The sequence below is a fragment of the Pseudonocardia cypriaca genome, assembly GCF_006717045.1.
Classification (GTDB): Bacteria; Actinomycetota; Actinomycetes; order Mycobacteriales; family Pseudonocardiaceae; genus Pseudonocardia; species Pseudonocardia cypriaca.
This window is the reverse complement of the sequence record NZ_VFPH01000001.1, coordinates 633,148-656,129: the sequence shown is the minus strand read 5'-3', so window position 1 is coordinate 656,129 and position 22,982 is coordinate 633,148. Positions and strand designations below refer to the sequence as shown.

The following is a 22,982-nucleotide window of genomic DNA, read 5'->3' as shown; positions in this document are numbered from 1 at the left end:
AGGGGCGCGGAGCCCTCGACCTCGGCCGGGCGTCAGGCGATGCAGTGCCGACGAATGGCATCGATGTGCCGGGCGTCGGTGCCGCAGCAACCGCCCAGCACGGTCAGCCGCGGCAGCTTCTCGCGAAGCGCGGCGTAGCGCGCTCCGAGATCTTCGATGTCGCCGGTGTCCAGCTCCTCGGCGACGTCCAGCTCGGCGTGGCTCATCGTCGAGGCGTTGGCTCGCAATCCGCGGACGCGCGCGTTCCAGGACTCCCCGGCGATGAGGGTCGTGTCCACGTGCGTCGGGTGCGCACAGTTGACCATGTAGTACGCCGGCGCGGATGCAGTCTCCTCGTCCACCGTCTTGATCGCCTCCTCCAGCGTCTCCCCGGAGGGCAGCCGACCGTCGGTCTCGACCGTGAACGAAATGACGCTGGGGAGGCCGTGCGCCTGCGCGGCCCGCGCGATGCCGATCGCCTCACCTGTGTGCGTCATCGTGATCGCGGTGACCAGGTCGGCGTCCGTCATCTGGAAGGTGGCCACCTGCTCGGTGTGGTACTCCTCCGCCTGCGAAGCAGTCATGAGCGATTCCGGCTGGTAACCGTCGTCTCGAGGGCCGATGCAACCGCTGAGCACTACCGGACCGTCCGCCGTCGCGTACTCGCCACGCAGCTTCCCCAGCAGCTCGACGGCGGCGCGATTCACGTCCGCGAGTGCGTTCCGCGAGTAGCCCAACCGCTCGCCCCAGTCGCGGTTGGCCCGCCACGTCGCGGACTCCAGAACAAGGCCCAGACCGGCGTCGCGTGCGATGGACAGATACGGCTGCAAATAGCGGCGGAGCGCGGCGCGCCCGGCCTCGTCGTCGAGCAGGACGAAGGCGGCGAAGTGGGGCAGTTCCATGCCCTGGTCGTAGATGAGCGACGTCTCGATGCCGCCGTCGGTCAGGAAGACCCGGTCGGACAGCTGAGGCAACGCGTGCCGGTATGTGCTCATTGCGGCTCCACTGCTGGTCGAGATCTGACGAACCCACTCTCGACGCGAGCGCTGTCGGCGCCCTGTCACGCCGCTGTCGTCGCGGCGGTTCGCGCAGCGGTCGGTCCGATGACAGCGCTCTGACCGTCGAACTCGTCCGTTCGAGGTCCCGGCGTACGTCGACCAGCAACACCCGTGGGACGGGCGCAGGGACGAGCCGCTGGCGCGGCACAGCCCGGTTCGTCGACGGCAAAGGCGGGCACACCCAACGCGCAAGCGCAGCTCCGGCCGGAGCGACCCGCCGACGCAGGGAACCGAGGAGACCTTCATGACGACCTCACGACCGCGCGGATCGGCGGGCAGCCCCGCCGGAGGGTCCGGTCGACCCAAGAGCCCCAGCACCGAGAGCCCCGGCACCGAGGTGATCCGCGGCTTCGTCGACGACGTGCGCGAGCTGCTCCAGCAGGAGCTGCGCACCGCGCAGGAGGAGTTGGCCGGCAAGGCGCGCGTGGCCTCTGAGGGGGTGCTGTTGCTCGGTGTCGCCGTGGTGCTCGGCGCGTTGGCCGCAGGCGCCTCCACTGTGATGATTCTGCGGATGCTGGAGAAGGTTCTCCCCCCGACGATGGCGGCCACGGTCGCGACGGTCGTTTTCGCCGCCGCCGCCGGAGTGCTCGCCGCGGCAGGCCTCGCGGAGATCCGGCGTGCGTTGCCGCTCATTCCGGAGCGGGCACTCGACGAGCTGCGCGAGGAGATCCGTGAGGTGATGCCGAGCTGAACCACCGAGGCGGCCGATCGAACCGCGGGGATGACCGGTCGAGCCGGCTGCCCAGGGCCTGGGTGGCCGGGGCCGGCCAGGTCGCCATCGACGAGGTCCTGCGCGACCGCCTCAGTGATGACGAGCTGTGTGGCGATGTCGTCGGCGCGGCCGGTGTGCCGCTCCCGTGCTGCGTCGAGCTTCGCGCGGACCTGTGCGCTGCCGCCACACGTAACGTCACGTGCCAGCTTCACGGTGATCCCCCGCGTCAACCGATCCGCCCCTAGAAGGACGGTGCGGATGGTGCTGTGCTGGACGGACCTGCGGTGGGAACCCCGCCGCCCCGGACCACCGGGAGCGCCGTGACCGGACGCAGAACCTGCCCTGACGATGGCCTGTTCGGGCCCGACTCCGTCACGTGGCGCGTGCACCTCGAACCCGTGCTCTGGGTCGGCGGGTTCCGCGCGCTGCTGCTGCAGTCACTGCACCCCCGCGTGATCCGGGCGACGTACCAGAACTCGGCTTTGTTCGACCCGCGCCGGGCGAGGTCGCGCTTCCAACGGACCGTCGAGTTCGTCGGCGTGCGCACGTTCGGCTCTACGGCCGACGTCGAGCGGGCCGCGGCGCGGGTACGCAGGCTGCACGCCGCGCTGCGCGGCTACGATCCGGACACCGGCGAGACGTTCCGCATCGACGAGCCGGCCTACCTGCTGTGGGTGCACTGCGCTGAGATCGACTCCTACACCGACATCGCTCTCCGGGCAGGTGTGATCGACGACGGCGAGGCCGAGCAGTACCTGGCCGAGAGCGTGCGCGCCGCGCGTGTCATGGGGCTGCCTGATGCGCCGGCCTCTCGCGCCGAGATGCGGGAATACATGCGGCGCACCAGGCCGGTGCTCACGCTCACCGACGAGGCGCGCACGGCCGTCGGCGGAATGTTCGCGCCGCGCAGCCAGGCGCCCACCACCACGAAGGTGGCGGTCCCGGCGCTCGCCACACTCGCGATGGCGACGCTCCCCCGGTGGGCCCGGCGGATGTACGGGCTGCCCGGGATCCCGACCACCGACCTCGGCGCCACGATCACCCTGCGCGCCCTCCGGCTCGCCACCGGCCTGCTGCCCGACGCGCCCGCCCCGCCGGAGATCGAGCGGGCCCGCCGGCTCGTGCATGATCGACCGCGAAAACGTCCGGCCATCGCCGCCGGCAGCAGGGCCTTAACCGAGACCAAGGACGTCTTCATCCGGACGGAGGGCTGACCTCCGCTGTCGGTCGGTCGGGGGACAGTCGGTCCTCCACCACATCGGCCGTGAAGCCGACTGCGCGGACGCCGCGGTGGCGGGATCGTCGAAGGCATCGGGGAGACACCCCGGTAGACCGGAGAAAGGTAGCACGCGCCATGTCCACCACGACCTACACCGCCGACCGCCCCACCGACCCGTTCGCGCCGGTCACCGCCCCCCGCCCCGTCCTGGACGCCGCCCGGCTGTGGACCGGCGGGCTGGCCACCGCCGTGGTCGCCGCACTGATCGGCCTGGTCGGCGTGCTGGTGCTGCGGGTGCTCGCCACCAACCTGCCGCAGATCCCGCTGGCCGCGGCCCTGCACACCTCCTCGGCCGCGGTGCTGCTGTGCACGATCGCGGCGATCGCAGCCCTGGTCGCCACCGGACTCGCCCACCTGCTGCTGGTCTCGACCCCACGCCCGATGGCCTACCTGGGCTGGATCGTCGGGCTGGCCACCGCCGCCGCGGCCGTGCTCCCGCTCACCACCGGACTTCCGGTGGCCGCCGCGCTGGCCGCCGGGGTGATCAACCTGGTGATCGGCATGGCGATCGGCAGCCTCGTCGCAGGCGCCGCCTACGCCGCCAGCCGAGGCGCCTACATCCGGTGAGCCCCCCGCCCGTTGGGCCCCGACCCACACGGGTCGGGGCCCACCACTGTCGACCGCGACTCGCGGGCGTGGCGGTGCGGGGAAGCGTCGATCTCGCCAGCTGCGCCTCAAGGGAGAGTCAGCGAGCCGGCCGTGGCCCCGCGCCGCCCAGGCAGTACTGGATGAACATGATGCCGCGGGAACCGCTCCGCGGTCACCGTGGTCTGACAGGGCCATCACGATGATGACGCGTTCTCATGTGCTCCCCCGCCTCATCGCGGCGCCGGCAACGGGGAACCACGCGAGACGACCTCCAAATCCTCCTCGGCGCGCCGCCCCACCAGGGCGATGTCGCCGGCCGTGTCGGTGCGCCGGACGGTGGCACCGGCCCGCTCCAGGCCGCCGATCAGGCCGGGATCGGGGTGGCGGTAGCGGTTGCCGGCGCCGACGCTGACCAGCACCGCGCGCGGGGACACCGCGTTGAGGAACTCCACCGACGTGTAGCGGCTGCCGTGATGCGGCATCTTCAGGACGTCGGCACGCAGGTCGGCGCCGGACGCGAGCAGGTCGGTCTGCGCGGCGAGCTCCACGTCGCCGGTGAGCAGCACCGTGCCGGCTGCGGTGCGGGCCCGCAGCACCAGCGAGCCGTCGTTGACCGCGGTGCCGTCGTCACCGTCGACGAACGCGGCGGGGTGCTGCGGCCCGATCACGTCGAGCGTGAGCGCAGGCCATTCCAACCGCCTGCCGGCAGTGAGCGCGACGAGCGGCACGCCGGTGCCGCCCGCCGTGCCGGCCACGTCCCGCAACGCCCACCCCGGCTCGCGCACGGGCCCGACCGCGACGCCTGCGACCGCGCGGTCGCGCAGCGCGCCGGCCAGACCGCCGACGTGGTCGGCGTGCAGATGGCTGAGCACGACCAGGGCGATCCCCTGCACGCCGAGCCGGTCGAGGCATGCGTCGACCGGGCCGTCGTCCGGGCCGGCGTCGACCAGCACGACCCAGCCGGGCCGGCCCGTGGCGAGGACGATGGCATCCCCTTGCCCGACGTCGCAGGCGACCATCGCCCATCCGGGCGGCGGCCATCCCGGCGGCGCGAAGCGCGTGGGCACCAGCACGAGCGCGAGCCCGAGCGCGACGGCGCAGAGCAGCGCCCGCCAACGCGGGGACCGGCCGAACAACAGCAACCCCAGCACCAGCAGGCCCAGCAGCACCGCGCCCGGTAGCCCGCCCGGCCAGTCGAGCACCGCGCCCGGCACGGCCGCGGCCCGGTCGGCCACCAGCACCAGCCACCAGAGGGCGGGCCCGGCCAGCCACGCGCACGCCTGTGCCGGCAACGGACCCAGCGGCGAGAGCACCGCGGCGAGCACACCCAGCACGGTGGCCGGGGCGACGGCGGGCACCGCGAGCAGGTTGGCGACGATCGCGACGGGGCTCACCTGCGCGTTCAGCCCCGCGACCAGCGGCGCGGTGGCGAGGAACGCGGCCGCGGGCACGGTGAGCGCCTCCGCCACCCACCGCGGCACGCCGCAGTGCTGCAGCGCGGTCGACCAGCCCGGCGCGAGCAGGACCAGCGCGGCGGTGGCGAGCACGGACAACGCGAACCCCGGGTCGACGGCGAGTGCAGGATCGACCAGCAGCAGCACCAGCACCGCTGCCGCCAGCGCGGGAACCGCGGATCGCCCACGCCCCATCGCCAGCGCGAGCAGCACGACGCCCGCCATCGCCGCCGCCCGCACGACGCTCGGCGACGGCCGGGCGAGCACCACGAACCCCAGCACCGCGGCCGCACTGACCGCGGCGGCCAGTCGGGGGTCGGCCCGCAGCAGGCGCAGCAGCGCGAGCACCGCACCGGCGACGATCGCGAGGTTCGCACCGGACACCGCCAGCAGGTGGCTGAGCCCCGCCGCCCGGAAGTCGGCCTCGACCTCGGCTGTGAGCCGGCTCGTGTCGCCGACCGCCAGCCCCGGGAGCAGCCCGCCCGGCGCGGCCGGCAGCACCTGCGCGGCCTCCCGCAATCCGGTCCTAAGCCCGCCGGCCGCGTGTTGCCACCACGGCGGCGCCGCGACCTCCCCCGGCGGGCCCCGGACCCGCAGAACTGCGACCGTGAGATCCCGGCGGCTCGCCGGCGCGAGCAGCCCTTGAGCGGTGGCGGCCTGGCCGGGGAGCAGCGTGGCCCACTCGCCGGCGGGCGCGATCAGCAGCAGCCGGCCGCCCACCACCCAGCCGCCGGCGCCGACCTCCGCCCGCTCCAGCACCGCCGGCACGAGCACCTGGCCCGCCTCGCCGGGCCGCGCCCCGTAGCCGGTGCCCCGGATCGGCCGCGGGTCGTCGGAGACGGTGACCCGCAACGTCGCGGCAGCGCCTCGTTCGGCCGGACCCCGGAGCGGGTGCCGCTCGACCATCAGGGCGTGTGCGGCGACCACGAGCGCGGCCGCTCCCGCGCAGCCGCCGGCGGCGAGCACCCACGCCGCTCCACGCCGCCGCGCCACCGTGGACCCGACGAGCAGCGCGCACGCGACCAGGACGACCACCGCCGCGACCGGGCCGAGCCCGATGCCCAGCAGCACGACCGCCCACACCGCGAGCGCTGCCGGCACCAACCGCAGGTCGGGCGGCCGCGGCGGATCGAGGTCGGCGGCAGGCGGGGGGACGAGGAGCGTCACGGGTTCGACGCCATGAGCAGCTGAAGACGTCGTGGTGGGGCGGAGCGAACCTGTGGATGACCGGACCCCGAGGTGGACAACTCGCCCCATTCGCACGCCATCCCCCTCGAACTGTCGGTCCCCCCGGACGCGGGTACTGCGGCCTCACACCGCCACCATCTCCCTCAGCTGCGCGAACCGGCGCTCTCCGATGCCCTCGATCTCCCGCAGCTGTTCCACGCGCGTGAACCGGCCGTGCCGGTTGCGCCACTCGAGGATCCGCTGGGCCATGACGGGGCCCACCCCGGGCAGGGCGTCCAGCTGTTCGACGGTGGCGGCGTTGAGGTCGACCTTGCCGGTGCGAGCGCCGGTGGGCGCCGACGGTGGGGCGCCGGGAGCCGGAACCGGAGCCGCGTCCGGCGCGGCCGGGACTCCCACCGCGACCTGCTCGCCGTCGGCGACGCGGCGCGCCAGGTTGAGCGCGGACAGGTCGGTGCCCGGGAGTGCGCCGCCTGCTGCGTCGAGCACGTCGGCGACGCGGGCGCCCTCCGGCACCTCCACCAGGCCGGGCCGGTGGACCTTGCCCGACACGTTCACCACGAGCGGGGCCGGTGGCGCGGTGGGGGCTTCGGCGGTGGTGGCGGCCGCCGGAAGCGGTGCCGCAGGCGCTGCGGTCTCGGCAGCGGACACGGTGACCGCAGGCAACTCGGGCACGGGCTCGGCCCGCGGCCGCTCGAACCAGACCCCCACGGCCGCCGCCACGGCGGCCACCGCCGCTACGAGCGCGAGCGCGGTGGCACCGGGCCGGCCGGGGTCGACGCGCGCCCCGCGCCACGACGCGGGCGCCAGCCGCCGCAGCGCGGTACCGACGCGACCGAACGGCTCGGGCGGGGCCGCGAACGGATCGTCCGCTCCGATGTCGTGGCGCTCCTCGTCGGGGGCGACACGCTCCCGCGACCGGCGCGGGCCCGCCCGCGGCTGCGCCTCGGGCATGCCGGCCAGCAGGTCCGGCACGGTGGGCGGGTCGAGGCGGTTCGGCCTTCCCGGTGGCGGCGGCCAGACCCCGCCGAGCCCGAGCACGCCCGCCGAAGGCACCCGCTCGGGTTCGGGCGACGCGGGCAGGACGGGGGATTCGGATCGCGTCATGGGGCCGACGCTAGGTCGGCGGAAGCGCGATGGGCGGATGTCGTGGCGAGCTGTGGATGGCCGGTGCGCGAGGTGGACAACTCGCCGGGCGACGGGAAGGACCGTCGGTGCCGCGTGCCCTCGGTGGGCTCAGCCCTTCGGCACCACGACCACACCGAGCAGGCCGGGCCCGACGTGCGCGCCGATCACGGCTCCGACCTCCGACACGAGCAGCCGGGCCACGTGGGGCAGCCGCTCCCGCAGCTTGGCGGCGACCTCCTCGGCGCGCGTGGCCGCCGCGAGGTGGTGCACCGCGAGGTCGACCGGGCCGTCCCCCGCCGCCTTCACGGCGAGCTCCACGAGCCGCTGGGCGGCGCGGGCCGTGGTGCGGACCTTCTCCAGGGGCACGATGCGTCCCTGCGCGACGTGCAGCAGGGGCTTCACCGCCAGAGCGGTGCCGACCAGTGCTGCCGCGGCCCCGATCCGCCCGCCGCGGCGGAGGCGGTCGAGCGTCTCGACGGAGAAGAACAGGCGGCACCGCGCCGCGACGGCCTCCGCGGCGGCCGCGACCTCGCTCCCCGGCGCCCCCTCCTGCGCGGCCTCCGCCGCGGCCAGCACCGCGAAGCCCAGCCCCATTCCGGTCGACCGGGAGTCGACAACGTGCACGCGGGGACCGAACTCCTCGGCCGCGAGCCGCGCCGAGTCCCACGTGCCGGATAGCTCCCGCGACAGGTGCACCGACACCACCTCGTCGGCTCCGGCGGCGAACGCGGCGTGGTAGGACGCGCTGAACTCCGCAGGTGTCGGCCGGGACGTCTGCACGTCGAGGTGCCGATCAGCGAGCGCGGTGGACAGCTCGGCGGCGTCGATGTCGATGCCCTCGCGGCCGACGCGGCCGCCGAGCCGGACCTCGAGCGCGACGACCCTGATCCCGCGGTCCTCCGCCACGCCCTCGGGGAGGTACGAGGTGGAGTCGGTGACGACGGCGACGGGCACGACGCGGGAGCCTAGCGCCTACGCAAGTCGCCGTTCGGTGATCGTTGCCCCGGTCGGTGCCGGGGAGCACGCGATCACCGACGAGGCCTCAGCGAGCGGCTCGGAGGGCGGTCATGCGCTCGAGGTACTCGGCGGGCATGCCGGGACCGGGCTGGGCGAGCACCTCGTCGGTGCCGACGACGGTCCCGCAGGAAGCGCAGGTGATGTCCATGGTCACGGGTGCCCCGCACGTCTCGTGGACGTAGCGGATCGGTGGGCCGTCGGGGGCGGCCCACCGATCGCCCCAGTGGGTGAGCGCGATGAGGACGGGGGCGAGGTCGCGCCCCTTGTCGGTCAGCACGTACTCCGGCCCAGCCGACGACCTCGACCGCCGCTGCATGATCCCCGCGTCGACGAACCCGTCGAGGCGGCTCTGCAGGATGTTCGTCGCGATCCGGAGTCGCCGCTGGAACTCGACGTAGCGCGTCGTGCCGGCGAACAACGCGTCGCGAACGATCAGCAGGCTCCACCGTTCCCCGACCAGCTCCAGGGCACGCGCGATGGAGCAGACCTGCGAGTCGTAGGTCTTTCCGAGCATGTCCCGATCCTACCGCGCCGCTGGTATGACGAAAGCGGTTCGGGCCCTACGGGCGCTGCGTGAACTGGATGATCTGGAGGTAGTTCCCGTCCGGGTCGGCGAAGGTCCCGAAGCGCCCGGACGGGCGGTCGTCCGCTGGGGTGACCCACTCCACGCCGGCCTCCAGCAGCTGCGCTTCGACGGCGTCGAAGTCGTCGACGTGGAAGTTCAGGATCATCCGGCCCGGCTCGCCGTTCTTCGCGTCGACGTCGTCACGCTGCTCGATGACCAGCAGGAAGCCGCCGAGGTCGATCGGGCCTTCTTCAGCGGCGCCGGGCGCGAGGGCCCGGCGGTACCAGTCGCGCAGTTCGGTGGGTCGCGTGGTGCCCAGGACGATGCTGCCCGGCTTCGGCGTGATCATCGAGGATCTCCTTGTCGTACGGAACGGATGTGTCGGTCGTTCACGGGACTGTTCCGGCGCGCTCGCCTGCCGCGATGGCCGCGTACTCGCGCTCCAGCGCCTTGGCCGGACTGCTCTGCCAACCGGCGGCCATGACCCGCGACAGGGAGTCGGGGAAGATGTCTTCCTCCTGGTTCTCCACGCCGTCGAAGACGGCTCGTGCGACCGACTCCGGCGACGCCTTCGGGGCGTCGAAGTCGCGGGACATGTCGGTTTCGGTCGGGCCGGTGAGGACGGCGTGGACCCGGATGCCTCGGTCGGCGAGGAGTGCCCGCTGCACCTGTGTCAGCGAGAACGCGGCCGCCTTCGAGATCGAGTAGGACGCGATGAACGGCAGCGGGGCGACTGCCCCCACGGCCAGGTTGTTGACCACGGCGCCACGGGAACGGGTCAGGTGGGGCAGGAACGCCTGTGTGACGCCGTGCACGCCGAGGAGGTTGACGGCGAGGTGGTGTTCGAGCACGGCGCGGTCCTCGAGACCGTCGTACAGCGCCACGCCGGCGTTGTTGACGAGGACGTCGAGCGAGGAGACCGTCCGGGCGGCCTGCTGCACCTGCGTCGCGTCGGTGACGTCGAGCCGCAGGGGCACGACTCGCTCGTCCGGATGGGCGAACGGTTCGCGCGTGGCCGCGTACGCCTGCCGGGCCCCCCTGCGCAGAACCTCCTCCAGCAGCGCTCGTCCGATGCCTCGGTTGGCGCCCGTGATCAGGATGATCTTGCCTTCGACCGCGGCCATCAGACGTGGCTCGCCTTGGCGGCGCGCACCACGGAGGCGGCGTCCTGGTGGGCGGGGGCGTCCCCGTTCTCGCGGGGGTTGGGTTGCCCCTCCCCCGTGTTGATCAGGTTGCGCAGGCTGCCGTCGAGGTAGCCGCTCCACGCGTTGGAGCACACGTCGTAGCACTCGTACTGCGGAACCAGGCCGACGTGGGTGAAACGGACCTCCGCCCCGCCGTCCGTCTCCGAGATGTCGAAGACGATCTCCGTGTCCTTCCATTCGGCCTGGTCGGTGATGAAGTTGAAGTAGTTGTCGAGAACGCGCCATGCGACCTTCCGGCCGGGCACGAGCTCCGTGACGCGGATCCGGCATCGGTGGACGTCCTTGAAGTGGTGGTCGAACTCGCCGCCGACCTGGTCGGTGACGCCCTCGACCTCTTCCGACCACCAACCGCGGACGTTGGTGATGGCCTCGAACGCCTCCTGCGGTGTGCGTTCCACCGAGAAGGTGCTGGTGTAGTTCTGCTTCCGGTCAACTTGTGTCATGCAAGTCAACCTAGGTGAAGCACTGGCATGACGCAAGTGGCCCGTCTACTCTGGCGTTCGTGCTGGGGAAGACCTACGACTCGCAGGTGTGTTCGGTCGCGCGCACCCTCGAGGTGGTCGGCGAACGCTGGAGCCTGTTGATCGTTCGCGACGCGCTGTTCACGGGGGCGACCCGCTACAGCGACTTCCAGCGCAGCCTGGGCATCGCGACCAACGTCCTCGCGACCCGGCTCGACGGTTTCGTGGCGGCCGGGATCATGCGGCGCCACACGTACTCGGAGCAGCCCGAACTGTACGAGTACCTGCTGACCGGCAAGGGGCGCGCGCTCGCGCACGCGGTGGTCGCGCTCGCCGAATGGGGCGACCGCTGGGTGACGGACGGAGCACCGCCGACCCGCTACGTCCACTCCGTGTGCGGCACCGGAGTCAGCCAGCAGACGACGTGCGCCCACTGCGGCAGCGTCGACGACCCGGCCGAGATCGAAGCTGTGATCGGGCCCGGAGCCCTGCGGTGACGACTCGGGGGCACGCGCTCGTCAACCGGCTCGGGCGGCCTCCAGCAACCGCGCGCACGCCGCACCGACCGCCGCGTGCGCGTCCCAGCCCCAGTGCATCCCGTCCGGGTTGCCGTGGCCGCCGAGCACGTGGTCGGTGACGAGCGCGGGCAGGTCCAGGAGGGTCACCCCGGACGCCTCCGCCCACCTCCGGGTGGCCAGCTCTGCCCGGAGCCGCCCGGGGTGCACCGACGCGTAGCACTCGGCGCGGTGCGGCGGCGGCAGGACGGCCACGACGGGCAGACCGGGACGGACCGCGAGCACGGCGCTGCGGCACCGCTCCAGGTACTGCACGGTGAGCCGCGGCGGCAGCGCCACCGGCCCGCCGCCCGGCAGGACGGTGGCGAAGGTGCTGGCGAGCACGGGCTGCGCGCGCAGGTACGCCGCCCGGGCGCGACGACGCAGGCCGTCCGGCCGCAGCACCGGGATCAGCTCCCGCACCGCGGTGGGCAGCGGCGACGGCAGCGTGTCCATCCCGCCCACACCGAGCACGAGCGCGTCGACCGCCGGCAGGACCGCCCAGACCCGCGGGTCGGAGACCAGCGCGTGCCAGGCGTGGCGCGCGGTCCAGCCGGTGCCGGCGACGATCTCCGCCCTGGCCCCGAGCGCGGCCGCGGCGACGTTGGGCCACAGCCGTGGCTCGTCGGCAGGCTCCGGCCGCTCCGGACCGTGGAAGGCGAGCGAGTCGCCGAGCACCAGCAGCACCGCCGTCGAACGCGTTGGGCGGTCCACCCTGGACCCGGTCAGGTACCGAGTCCGACGTTGTACCCGGCGAGGCGCCAGCGCGGATGGTCGGACCGGCGCGCGAGCGCCGCCCACCGGCAGTTGCCGACGCCGCCGATCGCGGGCCACGCGCTGGCGGGCAGCGCCAGCAGCCCGCAGACCAGACCGGCTATCAGGCCGCCGTGCGCAACCAGCACGACGGTGATGTCGGGGTCGGTGGAGCCGTACTCGTCGTCCAGCTCCTCGACGACCGGCAGCGAGCGGCGCACCACCTCGATGCGGGACTCCCCACCGGGCGGTGCCCACGAGGGATCCGAGCGCCAGGTGGCGATCGCCCCCGGCCAGTCGTCCTCGATCTCGGCGACGGTGCGGCCCTGCCAGTCCCCGAGGTGGGTCTCCCGCAGCCGGGCGTCGTACTTGACGGGCAGCCCGCACGCGGCCGCGACCTGGTCGGCGGTGTCCACGGCGCGCCGCAGGTCCGAGCTGATCACCCGGTCCGGCATCAGCCGGGCGATCTCGGGGGCGACGGCAGTCGCCTGCTCGACCCCCGTCTCCGTGAGCATCGAGTCGAGATGTCCCTGCATGCGGCCGCCGACGTTGAAGTCGGTCTGACCGTGACGCAGCAGGACCAGCCTGCGCAGGCTCACCCCGTCGGTCCCGTCGTGTCGACGGGCGGCTCGACGTCGACGACCGCCTCCGGGAACGCGATCCGCGGGCAGTCCTTCCACAGCCGGTCCAGCCCGTAGAAGCCGCGCTCCTCGGTGTGCTGGACGTGCACCACGACGTCGACGAAGTCCAGGAGCACCCAGCGTCCCTCCCGGGTGCCCTCCCGGCGCGTCGGCTTCGCGCCGTGGAGCCGCAGCTTCTCCTCGACCTCGTCGACGATGGCCTGCACCTGCCGCTCGTTCGGCGCCGAGGCGATCACGAAGCAGTCGGTGATCACGAGTTGGTCGGACACGTCGAGCACGACGATGTCCTGCGCTTTCTTGTCGGCCGCGGCAGCAACGGCCACGCGGGCCATGTCGAGGGCGTCGTCGGTCGCCGTCACCCGTTCCCCTTCCCCGGCGGGTCGCGCCCACCTGCTTCCGTCTATTGTCCCAGTCCCGTTCGGCGGCGCCCGGGCGCGGTCCGGCGAGAGCTGGTTTGCCGCGCGAGCAGAGCGGGAATGGGCTGGGTGTGCGGACGTCCCAAGGCTGCGAGGGCTGATGACTGCAACCAACGAGGCGACCGACGAGGCCATTGGTGGCACCCCGATCGATGGGCGTGCGCAGCCGGTTGTGGGCAGGGACGGCACGAGCGCGGAGCACCCGGAAGGCGTCGCCGCGGCTGCGGCCCGCGACGTCGCGCGGATGCTCGACCGGCGCGGTATCCGCGACGTCGTCGCGCTCGCCCACCGCGTCCTGCGCGAGTCCACCCGCCTGGCTACGACCGCGGGCCCTCGATCGGAGGACGGCGACACCGACCGCTGTACGCTGCGCCAGCATGAACGGCCCACTCGGCGGGATCCCGCCGGCCGAGCAGTTGATGACGATCGAGCGTGACGACCGGGACGGTTGCCTGGTGCTGGTCGTGCACGGTGAGGTGGACCTGAGCACGGGAGGACGGCTGATGGAGGCCGGGAGCGCTGCGCTGCAGGAATCGGCGCGCCAGCCGGTGATCCTCGACCTCACGGGCGTCGACTTCCTCTCCTCCTCCGGCCTCGGCCTGCTCGTCGCGCTGCACGACGACGGCCAGGACCTGGGCGCCCCGTTGCGGGTCGTCGTCGACCCGGACCGGCCGGTGATCCGTCCGATCCGCACGATGGGCCTGGACGAGGTGCTGTCACTGTTCCGCACCGTCGACGAGGCCATTGCGGCCTGAGCCGCTCGTGGGAAGCCAGCCGCATCCACCCGACGACGTGATCTCCATGGTGCTCATGGCCGATCCGGTGTCGCTCTCAGTCGTGCGTGAACGGTTCCGCCGCTGGCTGGGTGCGCTCTGCTGGCCTCCGCGGGAGGTCGACGACATCGTGATGGCCGTGAACGAGGCCGTGACCAGCGCGGTGGAGCACATCCACCCGTCGATCATCGGCGCGGAGGTGCGGGTGGCGGCCCGCCAGTACGCCGAACCCGATGGCGGGCGGCGCATCCTCGTGGCGGTGGCGGGCGGCGAGCACTGGACGCCGGAGCCCGACGGTTTCGAAGGACCCGGGCTCCTGATGATCCATGCCTGCATGGACGCCATCGAGGTGGCCCGGGAGGACGAGGGCATCACGATGTTGCTGACGAGCGCGAAGGTGCCCCCGTTCGATCAGGGCTTCCCGTCCCGGTAGAGGCGGCGCTTGGAGATGTACTGCACCACCCCGTCCGGCACCAGGTACCAGACCGGACGCCCTTCCTCGACCCGCCGGCGGCAGTCGGTGGACGAGATCGCCATCGCCGGCACCTCGACGAGGGAGACCGCGCCGGCCGGGAGGTGGTCGTCGCCGAGGGTGTAGCCCGGGCGCGTCACGCCGACGAAGTGGGCGAGCCGGAAGAGCTCGTCGAGCCGCTGCCAGGTGAGGATCTGGGCGAGCGCGTCGGCACCGGTGATGAAGTACAGCTCGGCATCGGGGTGCTCGGTGCGCAGGTCGGTGAGCGTGTCGGCCGTGTAGGTGGGGCCCGGCCGCTCGATGTCGACCCGGCTCACCGAGAACATCGGGTTGGACGCGGTGGCCACCACGGTCATGAGGTAGCGGTCCTCGGAGCGGCTCACCGTGCGGTCGGACTTCTGCCACGGCTGCCCCGTCGGCACGAAGATCACTTCGTCCAGCCCGAAACGGTGAGCCACTTCGCTGGCGGCCACGAGGTGCCCGTTGTGGATCGGGTCGAACGTCCCGCCCATCACCCCGATCTTGCGGTGCACGGCCAAAGACTAAGCGACGCCGCCGCTCACGCCCGCTCCGGCGGCCAGTGCGTCGGCGAGGAAGCGCAGCTCCCGGTGCATGGCGTCCTGCCCGTCCTCGGCGTGCCGGGCCACCGAGTGCCGGTAGCTGATCGCCGAGGCGAGCAGCTGAGCAGCGCAGTCGACGTCGGCCCGCGGGCAGCCCGCTGGGCGGGCGGCCGCGACGACCTGGCGGATCTGCCCGACCATGCGGTCGAAGCGCGCCTTCAGCGCGTCGAGCACCGCCGGGTGGGTGTCGGCCTCGCGCCACAGCAGGTGCGACAGCATCGCCGACGAGTCGAGCGCCCGGTCCAACGCCTCGACGAGGCGGTGCAGGCTGGCCGCCACGTCGCCGGGCACGACGACCGCGCCCAGGTCGACGCGATCCTCCGGCAGCCGTTCGACCAGCGCGGACAGCAGGTCCGGCTTGCGCTTGAAGTAGTAGTGGACGAGGCCCTTCGGCACGCCCGCCCGCTCGGCGATGCGCGATGTGGGTGTGGCGTCGAAACCGGTCTCCGCGAAGAGCTCCTCGGCGGCCGCGAGGATCCGCTCGCGGGCGCCGGGCTCGGCGGGCGGCGGGACGTCGCTCATGTGCTCCTCACCGGCCCATCCTGGACGCGCGGGACGGCCGCGGCCAAGTCCGGGCCGCGGCCGTCTCGGTGTTCCCGTGTTTCGTGTTCGTCGATCAGTGCTCGGTCAGTGCTGGCCGGCGAGCCCCCGGTGGTCGGCCTGCGCCGCGGGTACCGCGGCGAGCCCCACCGCGACCGTCAGCACACCGGCGATCCAGGACGTCCAGGCCGCGCCGCTCAGGTCGGAGTAGCCGAACACCCACGGCGAGATGAACAGCAGGACGCCCAGCACCGCGTGCACGTACTCGCTCGCCACCGAGCCCGGCTGCGCCAGCGACCACAGCGCGGTGCCGGCGATCAGCACACCGAACACGATCAGCGACCACAGAGCTGCGGTGTCGGTGGACACCACGATCGGCGACAGCAACGTCAGCACACCGATCGCGAGTGCCGCCCAGTCCTGCCACCGGTGCCATGTCCTGGTCATGGAGATCACCCTTCCCTCGTGAGGAGATGACCTCATGATGCGCTTGACTGGCCGCCCGGTCAAGACGTCCCGAGCCGATCTTCTGAGACCTGCGGAACACCCGTTCAGCGCACGTACGCGTGGCGGAACTGGATGCTGATCCGCGGCGACGACGCCCGCGTCTTCGGCACGGCGTGCTGCCACGTGCGCTGGCAGGACCCACCCATCACGAGCAGGTCGCCGGGGCCCGGGAGGTAGCCGATCGACGGACCCCCTCCGGCGGGTCGCAGCCGGAACGGGCGCACGCCGCCGAGCGAGACCAGCGCGACGACGGCCTCCGGCAGCTCGCGGGCCACGCGGTCGCCGTGCCAGGCGACGCTGTCGGCGCCGTCGCGGTAGAGGTTGACGCCGACCTGCGTGAAGGCCACGCCGTAACGCACGCTCAGCACCTCGGCCATCTCGCACAGCTCGGCGGGCGGCGCGGGCCCGTCGTCGAGCCGCCATCGGTGGGTGAGCCGAGGCTCGGGGACGACGCGGTCGTACATGCGCACCTCGCGCCCCGACCACGAGGTCTCGGCCAGCAGCCGGGCGAAGAGCGCGTCGGCACCACGGCACCAGCCGGGCTCGTGATCGACCCACGCCCCCTCGGCGAGCTCCCGGCGGTGCACTGCGGCGAACGAGCGGTCCAGCTCGAGCACGGGCGCGTCGAGCAGGGAGGGCTGCCAGGCGAGGTCCGGTGCGGCCATGCCGCCCACGCTACCTCGAATCGAACATCAGTTCGATGACGATCTCTATTGCAGCGGGATCTCCAGGTCGCGCTCCCCCTCCGGGCGCGGCCCGAAGATCCGCCGCTCCGACTCGTCGATGACGAGGTCGTTGATGCTGGCCTCCCGCCGCACCATGAGGCCGTGCTCGTCGAACTCCCAGTTCTCGTTGCCGTAGCTGCGGTACCAGACCCCGGCCGCGTCGCGGCACTCGTACTGGAACCGGACGGCGATGCGGTTGCCGGCGAACGTCCAGAGCGACTTGCGCAGCGCGTAGTCGAGCTCGCGCTCCCACTTGTCGGTCAGGAACTCGACGATCTCCCGCCGTCCGCGGACGAAGCGGTCCCGGTTGCGCCACACCGAGTCCTCGCTGTACGCGAGCGACACCCGCTCCGGATCACGGGTGTTCCAGGCGTCCTCGGCGGCCTGCACCTTCTGCTTGGCGGTCTCGAGGCTGAACGGGGGCAGCGGCGGACGGTCGGCCATCGGATCTCCTCGGGGCGAGAACGAGCGTTCTCACGCGAGCCTAGAGAACGTTCGTTCTCCGATCAACACCCTCGCGCAGCAGCGCTTCCGCCGCGGTGCGCGCCTGGGCCGCGGGAGCGTCCGTACCGAGGATGCCGGCCGTGACCATGGCGCCCTCGGCGAGCAGCACCAGCTGCGGACCGAGGTCCACCGGCAGTCCCGCGTCGGCGACGAGACCGGCGACGTAGTCGGCGAAGGCCTGCTTGTGGGACCTGACCTGCCGCACCACGACCTCCGACACGGCACCCAGCTCACCGAACCCGTTGATCCACGCGCAGCCGCGGAACCCGGGCTCCCGGAACCACGCGCCGAGCCAGTCGAACACCGCGAGGACGCGTTCGCGCGGGTCCGCCACCTCCTCGACGGCGGCCGCGAGCCGCCCGCGCCACCGGACGTCCCGGCGCTGCAGGTAGGCCTCGACGAGGCTCTCCTTCGCCGGGTACAGCGCGTAGACGCGCTTGAGGGGCAGGCCGGCGCCACTGCGGATCTCGTCCATGCCGACCGACTGGATGCCCCGGGCGTAGAACAGCTCCTCCGCGGCGTCGAGCAGGCGGGTGCGGGCGGTCTCGGCGTCGAGCGGCGTCATTGCGGTTCCTCACCGACAGGGAACGTCGTTCTCCACGCTACCGCCGTCGCACCGCGGGAGCCGCGCGCCCGGCCCGGGCGTGAGGCCGGGCCGGGCGCGCGGCAGGATTGCCCCATGGCACAGGTGACGGCGCGGACCGAGCGCACGATCGACGCACCCGCCGAGCGGGTGCGCGCTGCGCTCGCCGACTACGAGAACGTGCGGCCGGCGATCCTCACCGACCACTACCGGGACTACCGCGTGGAAGCCGGCGGCCAGGGCGAGGGGACTCGCGCGCACTGGCTCCTGCAGGCCACCAGCAAGCGGGTGCGCGACCAGCTCGTGGAGGTCAGCACGCCCGGCGAGGACCGGATCGTCGAGCGCGACGCGAACTCGAGCATGGTCACCACCTGGACCGTCACCCCCGCCGGGGCCGACCGGAGCGTCGTCGCGGTGGAGAGCAGCTGGAACGGCGCGGGCGGCATCGGCGGGTTCTTCGAGCGCACCTTCGCACCCAAGGGCCTGCAACGGATCCACGGCGGCGTCCTGGAGAACCTCGCGTCCTCGCTGCGCGGCTGAGCAGAAGGGGAATCGCCATCACCACGATCGAGAGCGGCATCATCGCGGTCGCGGGCGAGGCGCTCGTCGACATGGTCCCCGCGCCCGTCGGCGAGTACTTCGAGGCCGCGCCGGGCGGGAGCCCGGCCAACGTCGCGGTGGCGCTGGCACGGCTGGGGGTGCCGGCGCGGCTGCTCGCCCGGATCGCCGACGACATGCTCGGGCGCCGCGTCCGCCAGCACCTCACCGTCAACGGCGTACAGCTCGACCACGCCGTCGCCGCGCCCGAGCAGACGTCGCTCGCGATGGTGTCGATCGCCCCCGACGGCGGCGCCAGCTACGACTTCCGCATCACCGGCACCGCCGACTGGCAGTGGACCGCCGACGAGCTCGACGGAGCACTCGACGGGCCCGTGGTCGCGCTGCACTCCGGCTCGCTCGCGCTCACCATGCCGCCCGGGGCAGCCGCGCTGCGCGCGCTGATCGCGCGGGCCGCGGCGACGGCGACGATCAGCTACGACCCCAACTGCCGCCCGCTGCTGATGGGCGACCCGGCCGAGGTGCTGACCGGCGTGTACGAGCTGCTGGCCGTCGCGGACGTCGTGAAGGTCAGCGCGGAGGACCTCGAGTGGCTCCTGCCCGGCACGCGCCCGGAGGAGGTGCTGGAGGACTGGCTCGGACGGGGCCCGGCCGTCGTCGCGGTCACGCTCGGCGGGGACGGTGTGCTCGCCGGCACGGCGTCCGGCGTCCGGAGCCGCCGGCCGACCGTGCCGATCACGGTGATCGACACCGTCGGCGCCGGCGACACGTTCTCCGCCGCGCTGCTCGCCGGCATGCACCGGCGCGGGCTGCTCGGGGCCGCGGCACGGCCTGCGCTGCGCGCCGTCGACGCCGAGACCCTCGACGCGCTGCTCGACGAGGCCGCACTGGCCGCCGCGATCACCTGCAGCCGCCGGGGCGCCGACCCGCCCACGGCGGACGACCTGCTCGCACACGGGGCTCCTCGCTGACCCAGCAGGCCGTGGTGAGGCCGCAGACACGGTCCCGGTAGGCGCGCCGCGACGCCGACGCGCGTGTTGATCATCCGAGGCGGCGCGGAGCGCGTTCGGGGTAGTCGTCCGGCTGGCCGGTGGCCGGGTCACCGGGGGCGAGGGACAGCTCGGCGGGCTCGCTCTCCGGAAGGGCCCACTGCATGGCCCAGTCCATGTGCATGGCGGCCGGACCGCCCGCCGGCGGGAAGTAGTCCAGCTGCATGGTCATGTTCATCGGCCGCGGCGGGAACTTCTCGGCGTCGGTGGTCGCGTACCACTCCTCGCCGTCCACGTAGGCGGTGATCTTCTCCGGCGTCCATTCGAGCGCGTAGGCCGACCACCGCGTCGAGTCGTGGCGCACGGACCCGTGGTCCTGGTCGTTGTCCGGCCCGTAGTGCAGGAAGAAGCTCGTCTCCTGCCGGTCGTCGGACATGATCTCCATCCAGTCGATCTCCCCGCCCACCGGGAAGTCCTCGGCCACCGGCCAGAGCAGCAGCAGCGCGTTCAGCCCGCCGGACGCGGCCTCGGAGCGCACGCACGCCTCCCAGCGCCCGTACCGCTGCCCCGGGTGCCAGCTCATCGCGCCGGTCGTGCCGTCCTGCGTGGCGGAGATCGTGACGACGCCGTCCGCCACCGTGATCGCCTCCGGGGTGCGGATGCCCTTCTCGTCGTGGCCCGGCTCCGGGCCGTACGGGTGCCAGTCGCCGGGCAGGCCGTCGGAGAAGTCGGAGCGCCGGGTCGGCTCACCCCAGCCGTGGCGTTCGGCTGCCGTGGTGGCGCACTCCGACGGGTCGGGTGGCGCCGGCGCGACCTGGCCGGCGGCCAGCACCACACACGCGCCGACCATCGCCTGCAGTAGAACGGACATCTGCACCAGCGGCACCTCCAGCCCCATTGGAACTGGGCGGAGGGCGTGGCGCTCGATCAGCCACGCGTACGGGTGAGGAGCCGCTCAACGGGCCAGGTGTTCATGATCCGCTCGGTGGGGACCTCGCACTCGGCCGCGCGCTCGCACCCGTTGCGCAGCCAGTCGAGCTGGCCAGGTGCGTGGGCGTCGGTGTCGATCGTGAACCGGCACCCGGCCTCGACCGCGAGGCGCAGCAGCCGCCTGGGCGGGTCGAGCCGCTCCGGCCGGGAGTTCACCTCGACCGCCACCCCCCGCTCGGCGCACGCCGCGAACACGGCAGCGGCGTCGAACTGCGACTCCGGCCGCTTCCGGTTACCGGTGACCATCCGCCCGGTGCAGTGCCCGAGCACGTCGACGTGCGGGTTGTCGATCGCCGTCAGCATCCGCTCGGTCATCTCGGCGCGCGGCATCCGCAGCTTCGAGTGCACCGACGCCACGACCACGTCCAGCCGGGCGAGCAGGTCCTCGTCCTGGTCGAGGGAACCGTCCTCGTTGATGTCCACCTCGATGCCGGTGAGCACCCGGAAGCCCCCGGAGTCGGCGCCCAGCTCCGCGTTGAGCTCCGCGATGTCGTCCAGCTGCGCCCGCAGCCGGTCCGCGGACAGGCCGTTCGCAACGGTCAGGCGCGGCGAGTGGTCGGTGATCACGAGGTAGTCGTGGCCGAGTGCCTGCGCCGTCTCCACCATCTCCCGCAGCGGCGACCCGCCGTCGGAGGCGTCGGTGTGGCTGTGGCAGTCCCCGCGGATCGCCTCCAGCAACGCCTCGGCGGCCGTGTCGAGCGGCGACGGCTCGATCGCCTCCAGCTTCTGCAGGTACGCGGGCGGTTCACCGCGCACCGACTCAGCCACGCACTTCGCCGTGACCTCCCCGACCCCCTTGAGCCGCACCAGCTCACCGGTGCGCACGAGCCGCGCGATCTCGTCCGGGTCGCGCCGGCGCAACACGGCGGCCGCGGTGCGGAACGCCCGGACCCGGTAGGTCGACTCGTGCGCGCGCTCCAGCAGGAAGGCGATGCGGCGCAGGTCCGCCACGGCGTCCCGGGTGTCGGTCACGCCCGCGATCGTCGCACGGCCCGACGCGTGCACTCACAGCGCAACTCGCCCGCACTCAGGGCGCGACTCGCGCGCACTCACAGCGCGACTCGCGGAAGGCAGGGAGCCCGACCCCCGCGAGTCGCGGTCTGCGTGTACGCGAGTCGCGGTCTGGGTGTGCGCGAGTCGCGGTCTGGGGTGTGCGCGAGTCGCGGGCGGGTCAGCTCAGCCAGCGGCGGTTGCGGCGGCGCCAGGCACTGGCCCACAGGCCCGGGAGCTCCTCCTCGATCCGGGTGGCACGGGCGGTGTCGCGGCCGTGCAGGATGCCGAACGCGAAGCCGTTCTCCCCCTCGCCGTGCGCCTGGGCGGCGAGCTCGCGGAGGGCCTCCCTGGCCACGACGGTGTCCTGGTGCTCGCCGAGGGCGGTCTGGAACCCCTTGAGCTCCTTCGCGAACCGCTTCGCGTCCTTCCCCACCGCTGGGCGGGCGACCTCCGTGGCGTAGCGCAGCCGCTTGCCGGCCTTACGGGCCTCGTGCACGGCGATGTCCCGCCGGTCGGCGGGGGCGTTCGCGTCGACCGCCACGTCGACCGCCCTGGACAGGCGCCGCGCCGCCCGGGCGACGTGCGCCGGCAGCTCCTTGTGGGCGGGCCGGGCGGCGCGCTCGGTCAGCGGGGGGTCCTGCAGCAGATCGTCGAGATCGCGCCGCAGGCGGGCGTAGTCGTCGCCGTCCAGCGTGCTGAGCACCGCCGCCGCGGCCTCGCCCTCCACACGCGCGTAGTGCCGCGTGACCTGCGCCTGCACCGGCCCGAGCAGCAGCTCCGGCTCCAGCCCGCGCAGGCCGTCGCGAATCCGCTCGTGCAGCACCTCCGCGTCACGGGCCGGGGCGAGCGCGCGGGCCAGCTCCCGCAGGCCGTCGACGATCGGGTCGGCGCGCTCGCGGTCCAGCAGCCGCCGGTACGACTGCAGCGCGCTGCGCAGCCGCCGTGCGGCCACCCGCAGCTGGTGCACGGCGTCGGGCTCGCCGCGCCGGGCGCGCAGGTCCTCGGCGGCGAGCCGGTCGACGTGCGCGGCCAGGTAGTCGACGAGCGCGGCGCCCGCCGTGCCGGCCTTCATCCGCTTCCCGCCCGCCCGGCGCCGCTTCGGGGCGGCGGGCCGGAGCAGCTGGTCCAGCTCCGCCTCCGCCGACGTCGTGGCGGGCCGCAGTCCGGCCTCGGCGAGGCGCCGTTCGAGCTCGGCGGCGAGCCCGTCGTCGGTCGTGTCGTGCGTCTGGACCTCGGTCCACGCAGCGCCCTCGGTCGACGAGCCGAGCGTGGCGACCGTGACGTGGTCGTGGGTCACGGTGGCGAGCACGCGGTCGTCGCCACCCAGCAGGCGGGTGCCGGTGCGCACGCGGCGGAGCTGCCCCGCGGGGCGCAGCTCGCCGTCGCGCACGACGCCGCGCACCAACTCGGCCAGCTCGCCGGGCACCTCCGGCACCGGCGGCGCGTCGGGAGCGAGCGGCACGCGCAGCTCCTCGCCGTTGGCGGCGTCCGGGAGATCGAGCCGCCAGTGCGGCTGCTCGCCCTCGACGCGGTGCACCGCGAGGGTGATCCCGGCTGCGGCGAGCCGGTGGTCCTGGGTGTCGAAGCGCTCGATCTCGAGCACGTGCTGTGGAACGGCGTCCTCCCGGTGGACTCCGGGAAGCGCGTGGAGTCGGGGGCTGCCGGCCTCGGCGGCGCCGCGGAAGATACGGCTCTCTGTGCGGGTCGTCGCGTCCGTCATCCGATCAGGGTGC

Annotated in this window: 28 protein-coding genes; 8 read left to right on the top strand and 20 right to left on the bottom strand. The window is 73.4% G+C overall.

The features are described 5' to 3' along the window. Window positions 1-32: 32 nt before the first annotated feature. A complete protein-coding gene (locus FB388_RS03135; protein ID WP_211361738.1) occupies window positions 33-1,043 on the bottom strand; it encodes a homocysteine S-methyltransferase family protein in 1,011 nt (336 codons plus the stop codon). Window positions 1,044-1,281: 238 nt separating this feature from the next. On the opposite strand from FB388_RS03135, the gene FB388_RS03130 reads away from it, so the two are divergent. The 3 genes from FB388_RS03130 (at window position 1,282) to FB388_RS03120 (ending at window position 3,595) form a co-directional block, all read left to right on the top strand. Then, entirely contained in the window at window positions 1,282-1,728 is a 447-nt protein-coding gene (locus tag FB388_RS03130) for a phage holin family protein (protein ID WP_142096634.1), read from the top strand. Between the two features lie 341 nt (window positions 1,729-2,069). After that, window positions 2,070-2,963, top strand: coding sequence for an oxygenase MpaB family protein (locus FB388_RS03125; RefSeq protein ID WP_142096631.1), 894 nt, complete (start codon window positions 2,070-2,072; stop codon window positions 2,961-2,963). A 140-nt stretch (window positions 2,964-3,103) separates the two neighbouring features. After that, entirely contained in the window at window positions 3,104-3,595 is a 492-nt protein-coding gene (locus tag FB388_RS03120; RefSeq protein WP_211361737.1) for a hypothetical protein, read from the top strand. A 251-nt stretch (window positions 3,596-3,846) separates the two neighbouring features. On the opposite strand, the gene FB388_RS03115 is transcribed toward FB388_RS03120, so the two are convergent. The 7 genes from FB388_RS03115 to FB388_RS03085 form a co-directional block, all read right to left on the bottom strand. Continuing rightward, window positions 3,847-6,237, bottom strand: coding sequence for a ComEC/Rec2 family competence protein (locus FB388_RS03115; RefSeq protein WP_246121542.1), 2,391 nt, complete (start codon window positions 6,235-6,237; stop codon window positions 3,847-3,849). A gap of 144 nt (window positions 6,238-6,381) precedes the next feature. Next, window positions 6,382-7,362 carry a ComEA family DNA-binding protein gene (locus FB388_RS03110; protein WP_246121540.1) on the bottom strand — a complete coding sequence of 327 codons (981 nt, stop codon included), beginning with the start codon at window positions 7,360-7,362 and terminating at the stop codon, window positions 6,382-6,384. 129 nt (window positions 7,363-7,491) lie between these two features. Further along, on the bottom strand, window positions 7,492-8,337 hold the full coding sequence (locus FB388_RS03105; protein WP_142096626.1) for a DegV family protein: 846 nt from the start codon (window positions 8,335-8,337) through the stop codon (window positions 7,492-7,494). A gap of 88 nt (window positions 8,338-8,425) precedes the next feature. Next, window positions 8,426-8,914: a winged helix-turn-helix transcriptional regulator gene (locus tag FB388_RS03100; RefSeq protein ID WP_142096623.1), complete on the bottom strand. Its 489-nt coding sequence runs from the start codon at window positions 8,912-8,914 to the stop codon at window positions 8,426-8,428. Between the two features lie 46 nt (window positions 8,915-8,960). Then, a complete protein-coding gene (locus tag FB388_RS03095) occupies window positions 8,961-9,314 on the bottom strand; it encodes a VOC family protein (protein WP_142096621.1) in 354 nt (117 codons plus the stop codon). 40 nt (window positions 9,315-9,354) lie between these two features. After that, window positions 9,355-10,089, bottom strand: a complete 735-nt coding sequence (locus FB388_RS03090) for an SDR family NAD(P)-dependent oxidoreductase (RefSeq protein ID WP_142096618.1) — start codon at window positions 10,087-10,089, stop codon at window positions 9,355-9,357. Next, window positions 10,089-10,613 carry an SRPBCC family protein gene (locus FB388_RS03085; protein WP_142096615.1) on the bottom strand — a complete coding sequence of 175 codons (525 nt, stop codon included), beginning with the start codon at window positions 10,611-10,613 and terminating at the stop codon, window positions 10,089-10,091. Before FB388_RS03085 ends, FB388_RS03090 begins: the two co-directional genes overlap by 1 nt. 59 nt (window positions 10,614-10,672) lie before the next feature. Here FB388_RS03085 and FB388_RS03080 point away from each other — a divergent pair, with 59 nt between their 5' ends. Then, window positions 10,673-11,128, top strand: a complete 456-nt coding sequence (locus FB388_RS03080) for a winged helix-turn-helix transcriptional regulator (protein WP_211361736.1) — start codon at window positions 10,673-10,675, stop codon at window positions 11,126-11,128. A gap of 21 nt (window positions 11,129-11,149) precedes the next feature. Here FB388_RS03080 and octT read toward each other — a convergent pair whose 3' ends face one another. From octT to rsfS, 3 genes are read right to left on the bottom strand one after another with little or no spacing between them, the layout of a single operon-like run. After that, window positions 11,150-11,899, bottom strand: coding sequence for a diglucosylglycerate octanoyltransferase (octT, locus tag FB388_RS03075; RefSeq protein ID WP_142096612.1), 750 nt, complete (start codon window positions 11,897-11,899; stop codon window positions 11,150-11,152). Window positions 11,900-11,910: 11 nt separating this feature from the next. Then, the gene (locus tag FB388_RS03070; RefSeq protein WP_142096609.1) at window positions 11,911-12,537 is read right to left on the bottom strand and encodes a histidine phosphatase family protein; all 627 of its coding nucleotides are present in this window, start codon (window positions 12,535-12,537) and stop codon (window positions 11,911-11,913) included. After that, on the bottom strand, window positions 12,534-12,938 hold the full coding sequence (gene rsfS, locus FB388_RS03065) for a ribosome silencing factor (RefSeq protein ID WP_142096606.1): 405 nt from the start codon (window positions 12,936-12,938) through the stop codon (window positions 12,534-12,536). The genes FB388_RS03070 and rsfS overlap by 4 nt, the downstream gene beginning before the upstream one ends. Before the next feature lie 434 nt (window positions 12,939-13,372). On the opposite strand from rsfS, the gene FB388_RS39190 reads away from it, so the two are divergent. Together FB388_RS39190 and FB388_RS03055 are read left to right on the top strand one after the other, a co-directional pair. Then, a complete protein-coding gene (locus FB388_RS39190) occupies window positions 13,373-13,750 on the top strand; it encodes an STAS domain-containing protein (protein ID WP_170225451.1) in 378 nt (125 codons plus the stop codon). Between the two features lie 7 nt (window positions 13,751-13,757). Further along, window positions 13,758-14,201, top strand: a complete 444-nt coding sequence (locus FB388_RS03055) for an ATP-binding protein (protein ID WP_142096600.1) — start codon at window positions 13,758-13,760, stop codon at window positions 14,199-14,201. Here FB388_RS03055 and nadD read toward each other — a convergent pair. The 6 genes from nadD to FB388_RS03025 form a co-directional block, all read right to left on the bottom strand. Then, window positions 14,180-14,752, bottom strand: a complete 573-nt coding sequence (gene nadD / locus FB388_RS03050) for a nicotinate-nucleotide adenylyltransferase (RefSeq protein ID WP_425468549.1) — start codon at window positions 14,750-14,752, stop codon at window positions 14,180-14,182. The two genes, FB388_RS03055 and nadD, sit on opposite strands and share 22 nt — an antisense overlap. Window positions 14,753-14,782: 30 nt before the next feature. Then, entirely contained in the window at window positions 14,783-15,382 is a 600-nt protein-coding gene (locus FB388_RS03045) for a TetR/AcrR family transcriptional regulator (protein WP_142096596.1), read from the bottom strand. A 105-nt stretch (window positions 15,383-15,487) separates the two neighbouring features. Continuing rightward, on the bottom strand, window positions 15,488-15,847 hold the full coding sequence (locus FB388_RS03040) for an SPW repeat protein (RefSeq protein ID WP_142096594.1): 360 nt from the start codon (window positions 15,845-15,847) through the stop codon (window positions 15,488-15,490). Window positions 15,848-15,951: 104 nt separating this feature from the next. Next, window positions 15,952-16,572, bottom strand: a complete 621-nt coding sequence (locus FB388_RS03035) for an alpha-ketoglutarate-dependent dioxygenase AlkB (RefSeq protein WP_142096591.1) — start codon at window positions 16,570-16,572, stop codon at window positions 15,952-15,954. 45 nt (window positions 16,573-16,617) lie between these two features. Next, window positions 16,618-17,076, bottom strand: coding sequence for a nuclear transport factor 2 family protein (locus FB388_RS03030; protein ID WP_142096588.1), 459 nt, complete (start codon window positions 17,074-17,076; stop codon window positions 16,618-16,620). A 40-nt stretch (window positions 17,077-17,116) separates the two neighbouring features. Further along, the gene (locus FB388_RS03025) at window positions 17,117-17,701 is read right to left on the bottom strand and encodes a TetR/AcrR family transcriptional regulator (protein WP_142096585.1); all 585 of its coding nucleotides are present in this window, start codon (window positions 17,699-17,701) and stop codon (window positions 17,117-17,119) included. A 114-nt stretch (window positions 17,702-17,815) separates the two neighbouring features. Between FB388_RS03025 and FB388_RS03020 the strand changes: the two genes are divergently transcribed. Together FB388_RS03020 and FB388_RS03015 are read left to right on the top strand one after the other, a co-directional pair. Next, window positions 17,816-18,259 (top strand): SRPBCC family protein, encoded by a 444-nt coding sequence (locus tag FB388_RS03020; protein ID WP_142102492.1) that lies wholly within the window; start codon window positions 17,816-17,818, stop codon window positions 18,257-18,259. Beyond that, window positions 18,256-19,248 (top strand): carbohydrate kinase family protein, encoded by a 993-nt coding sequence (locus tag FB388_RS03015; protein WP_342787914.1) that lies wholly within the window; start codon window positions 18,256-18,258, stop codon window positions 19,246-19,248. Before FB388_RS03020 ends, FB388_RS03015 begins: the two co-directional genes overlap by 4 nt. Before the next feature lie 70 nt (window positions 19,249-19,318). Here the strand turns inward: FB388_RS03015 and FB388_RS03010 are convergent, their stop codons facing one another. From FB388_RS03010 to FB388_RS03000, 3 genes are all read right to left on the bottom strand, one after another. Beyond that, window positions 19,319-20,137 carry a glycoside hydrolase family 16 protein gene (locus FB388_RS03010; RefSeq protein WP_246122048.1) on the bottom strand — a complete coding sequence of 273 codons (819 nt, stop codon included), beginning with the start codon at window positions 20,135-20,137 and terminating at the stop codon, window positions 19,319-19,321. A gap of 56 nt (window positions 20,138-20,193) precedes the next feature. After that, entirely contained in the window at window positions 20,194-21,228 is a 1,035-nt protein-coding gene (locus FB388_RS03005; protein ID WP_142096579.1) for a PHP domain-containing protein, read from the bottom strand. 199 nt (window positions 21,229-21,427) lie between these two features. Continuing rightward, the gene (locus FB388_RS03000; RefSeq protein ID WP_142096569.1) at window positions 21,428-22,969 is read right to left on the bottom strand and encodes a CYTH and CHAD domain-containing protein; all 1,542 of its coding nucleotides are present in this window, start codon (window positions 22,967-22,969) and stop codon (window positions 21,428-21,430) included. Between the last annotated feature and the right edge of the window lie 13 nt (window positions 22,970-22,982).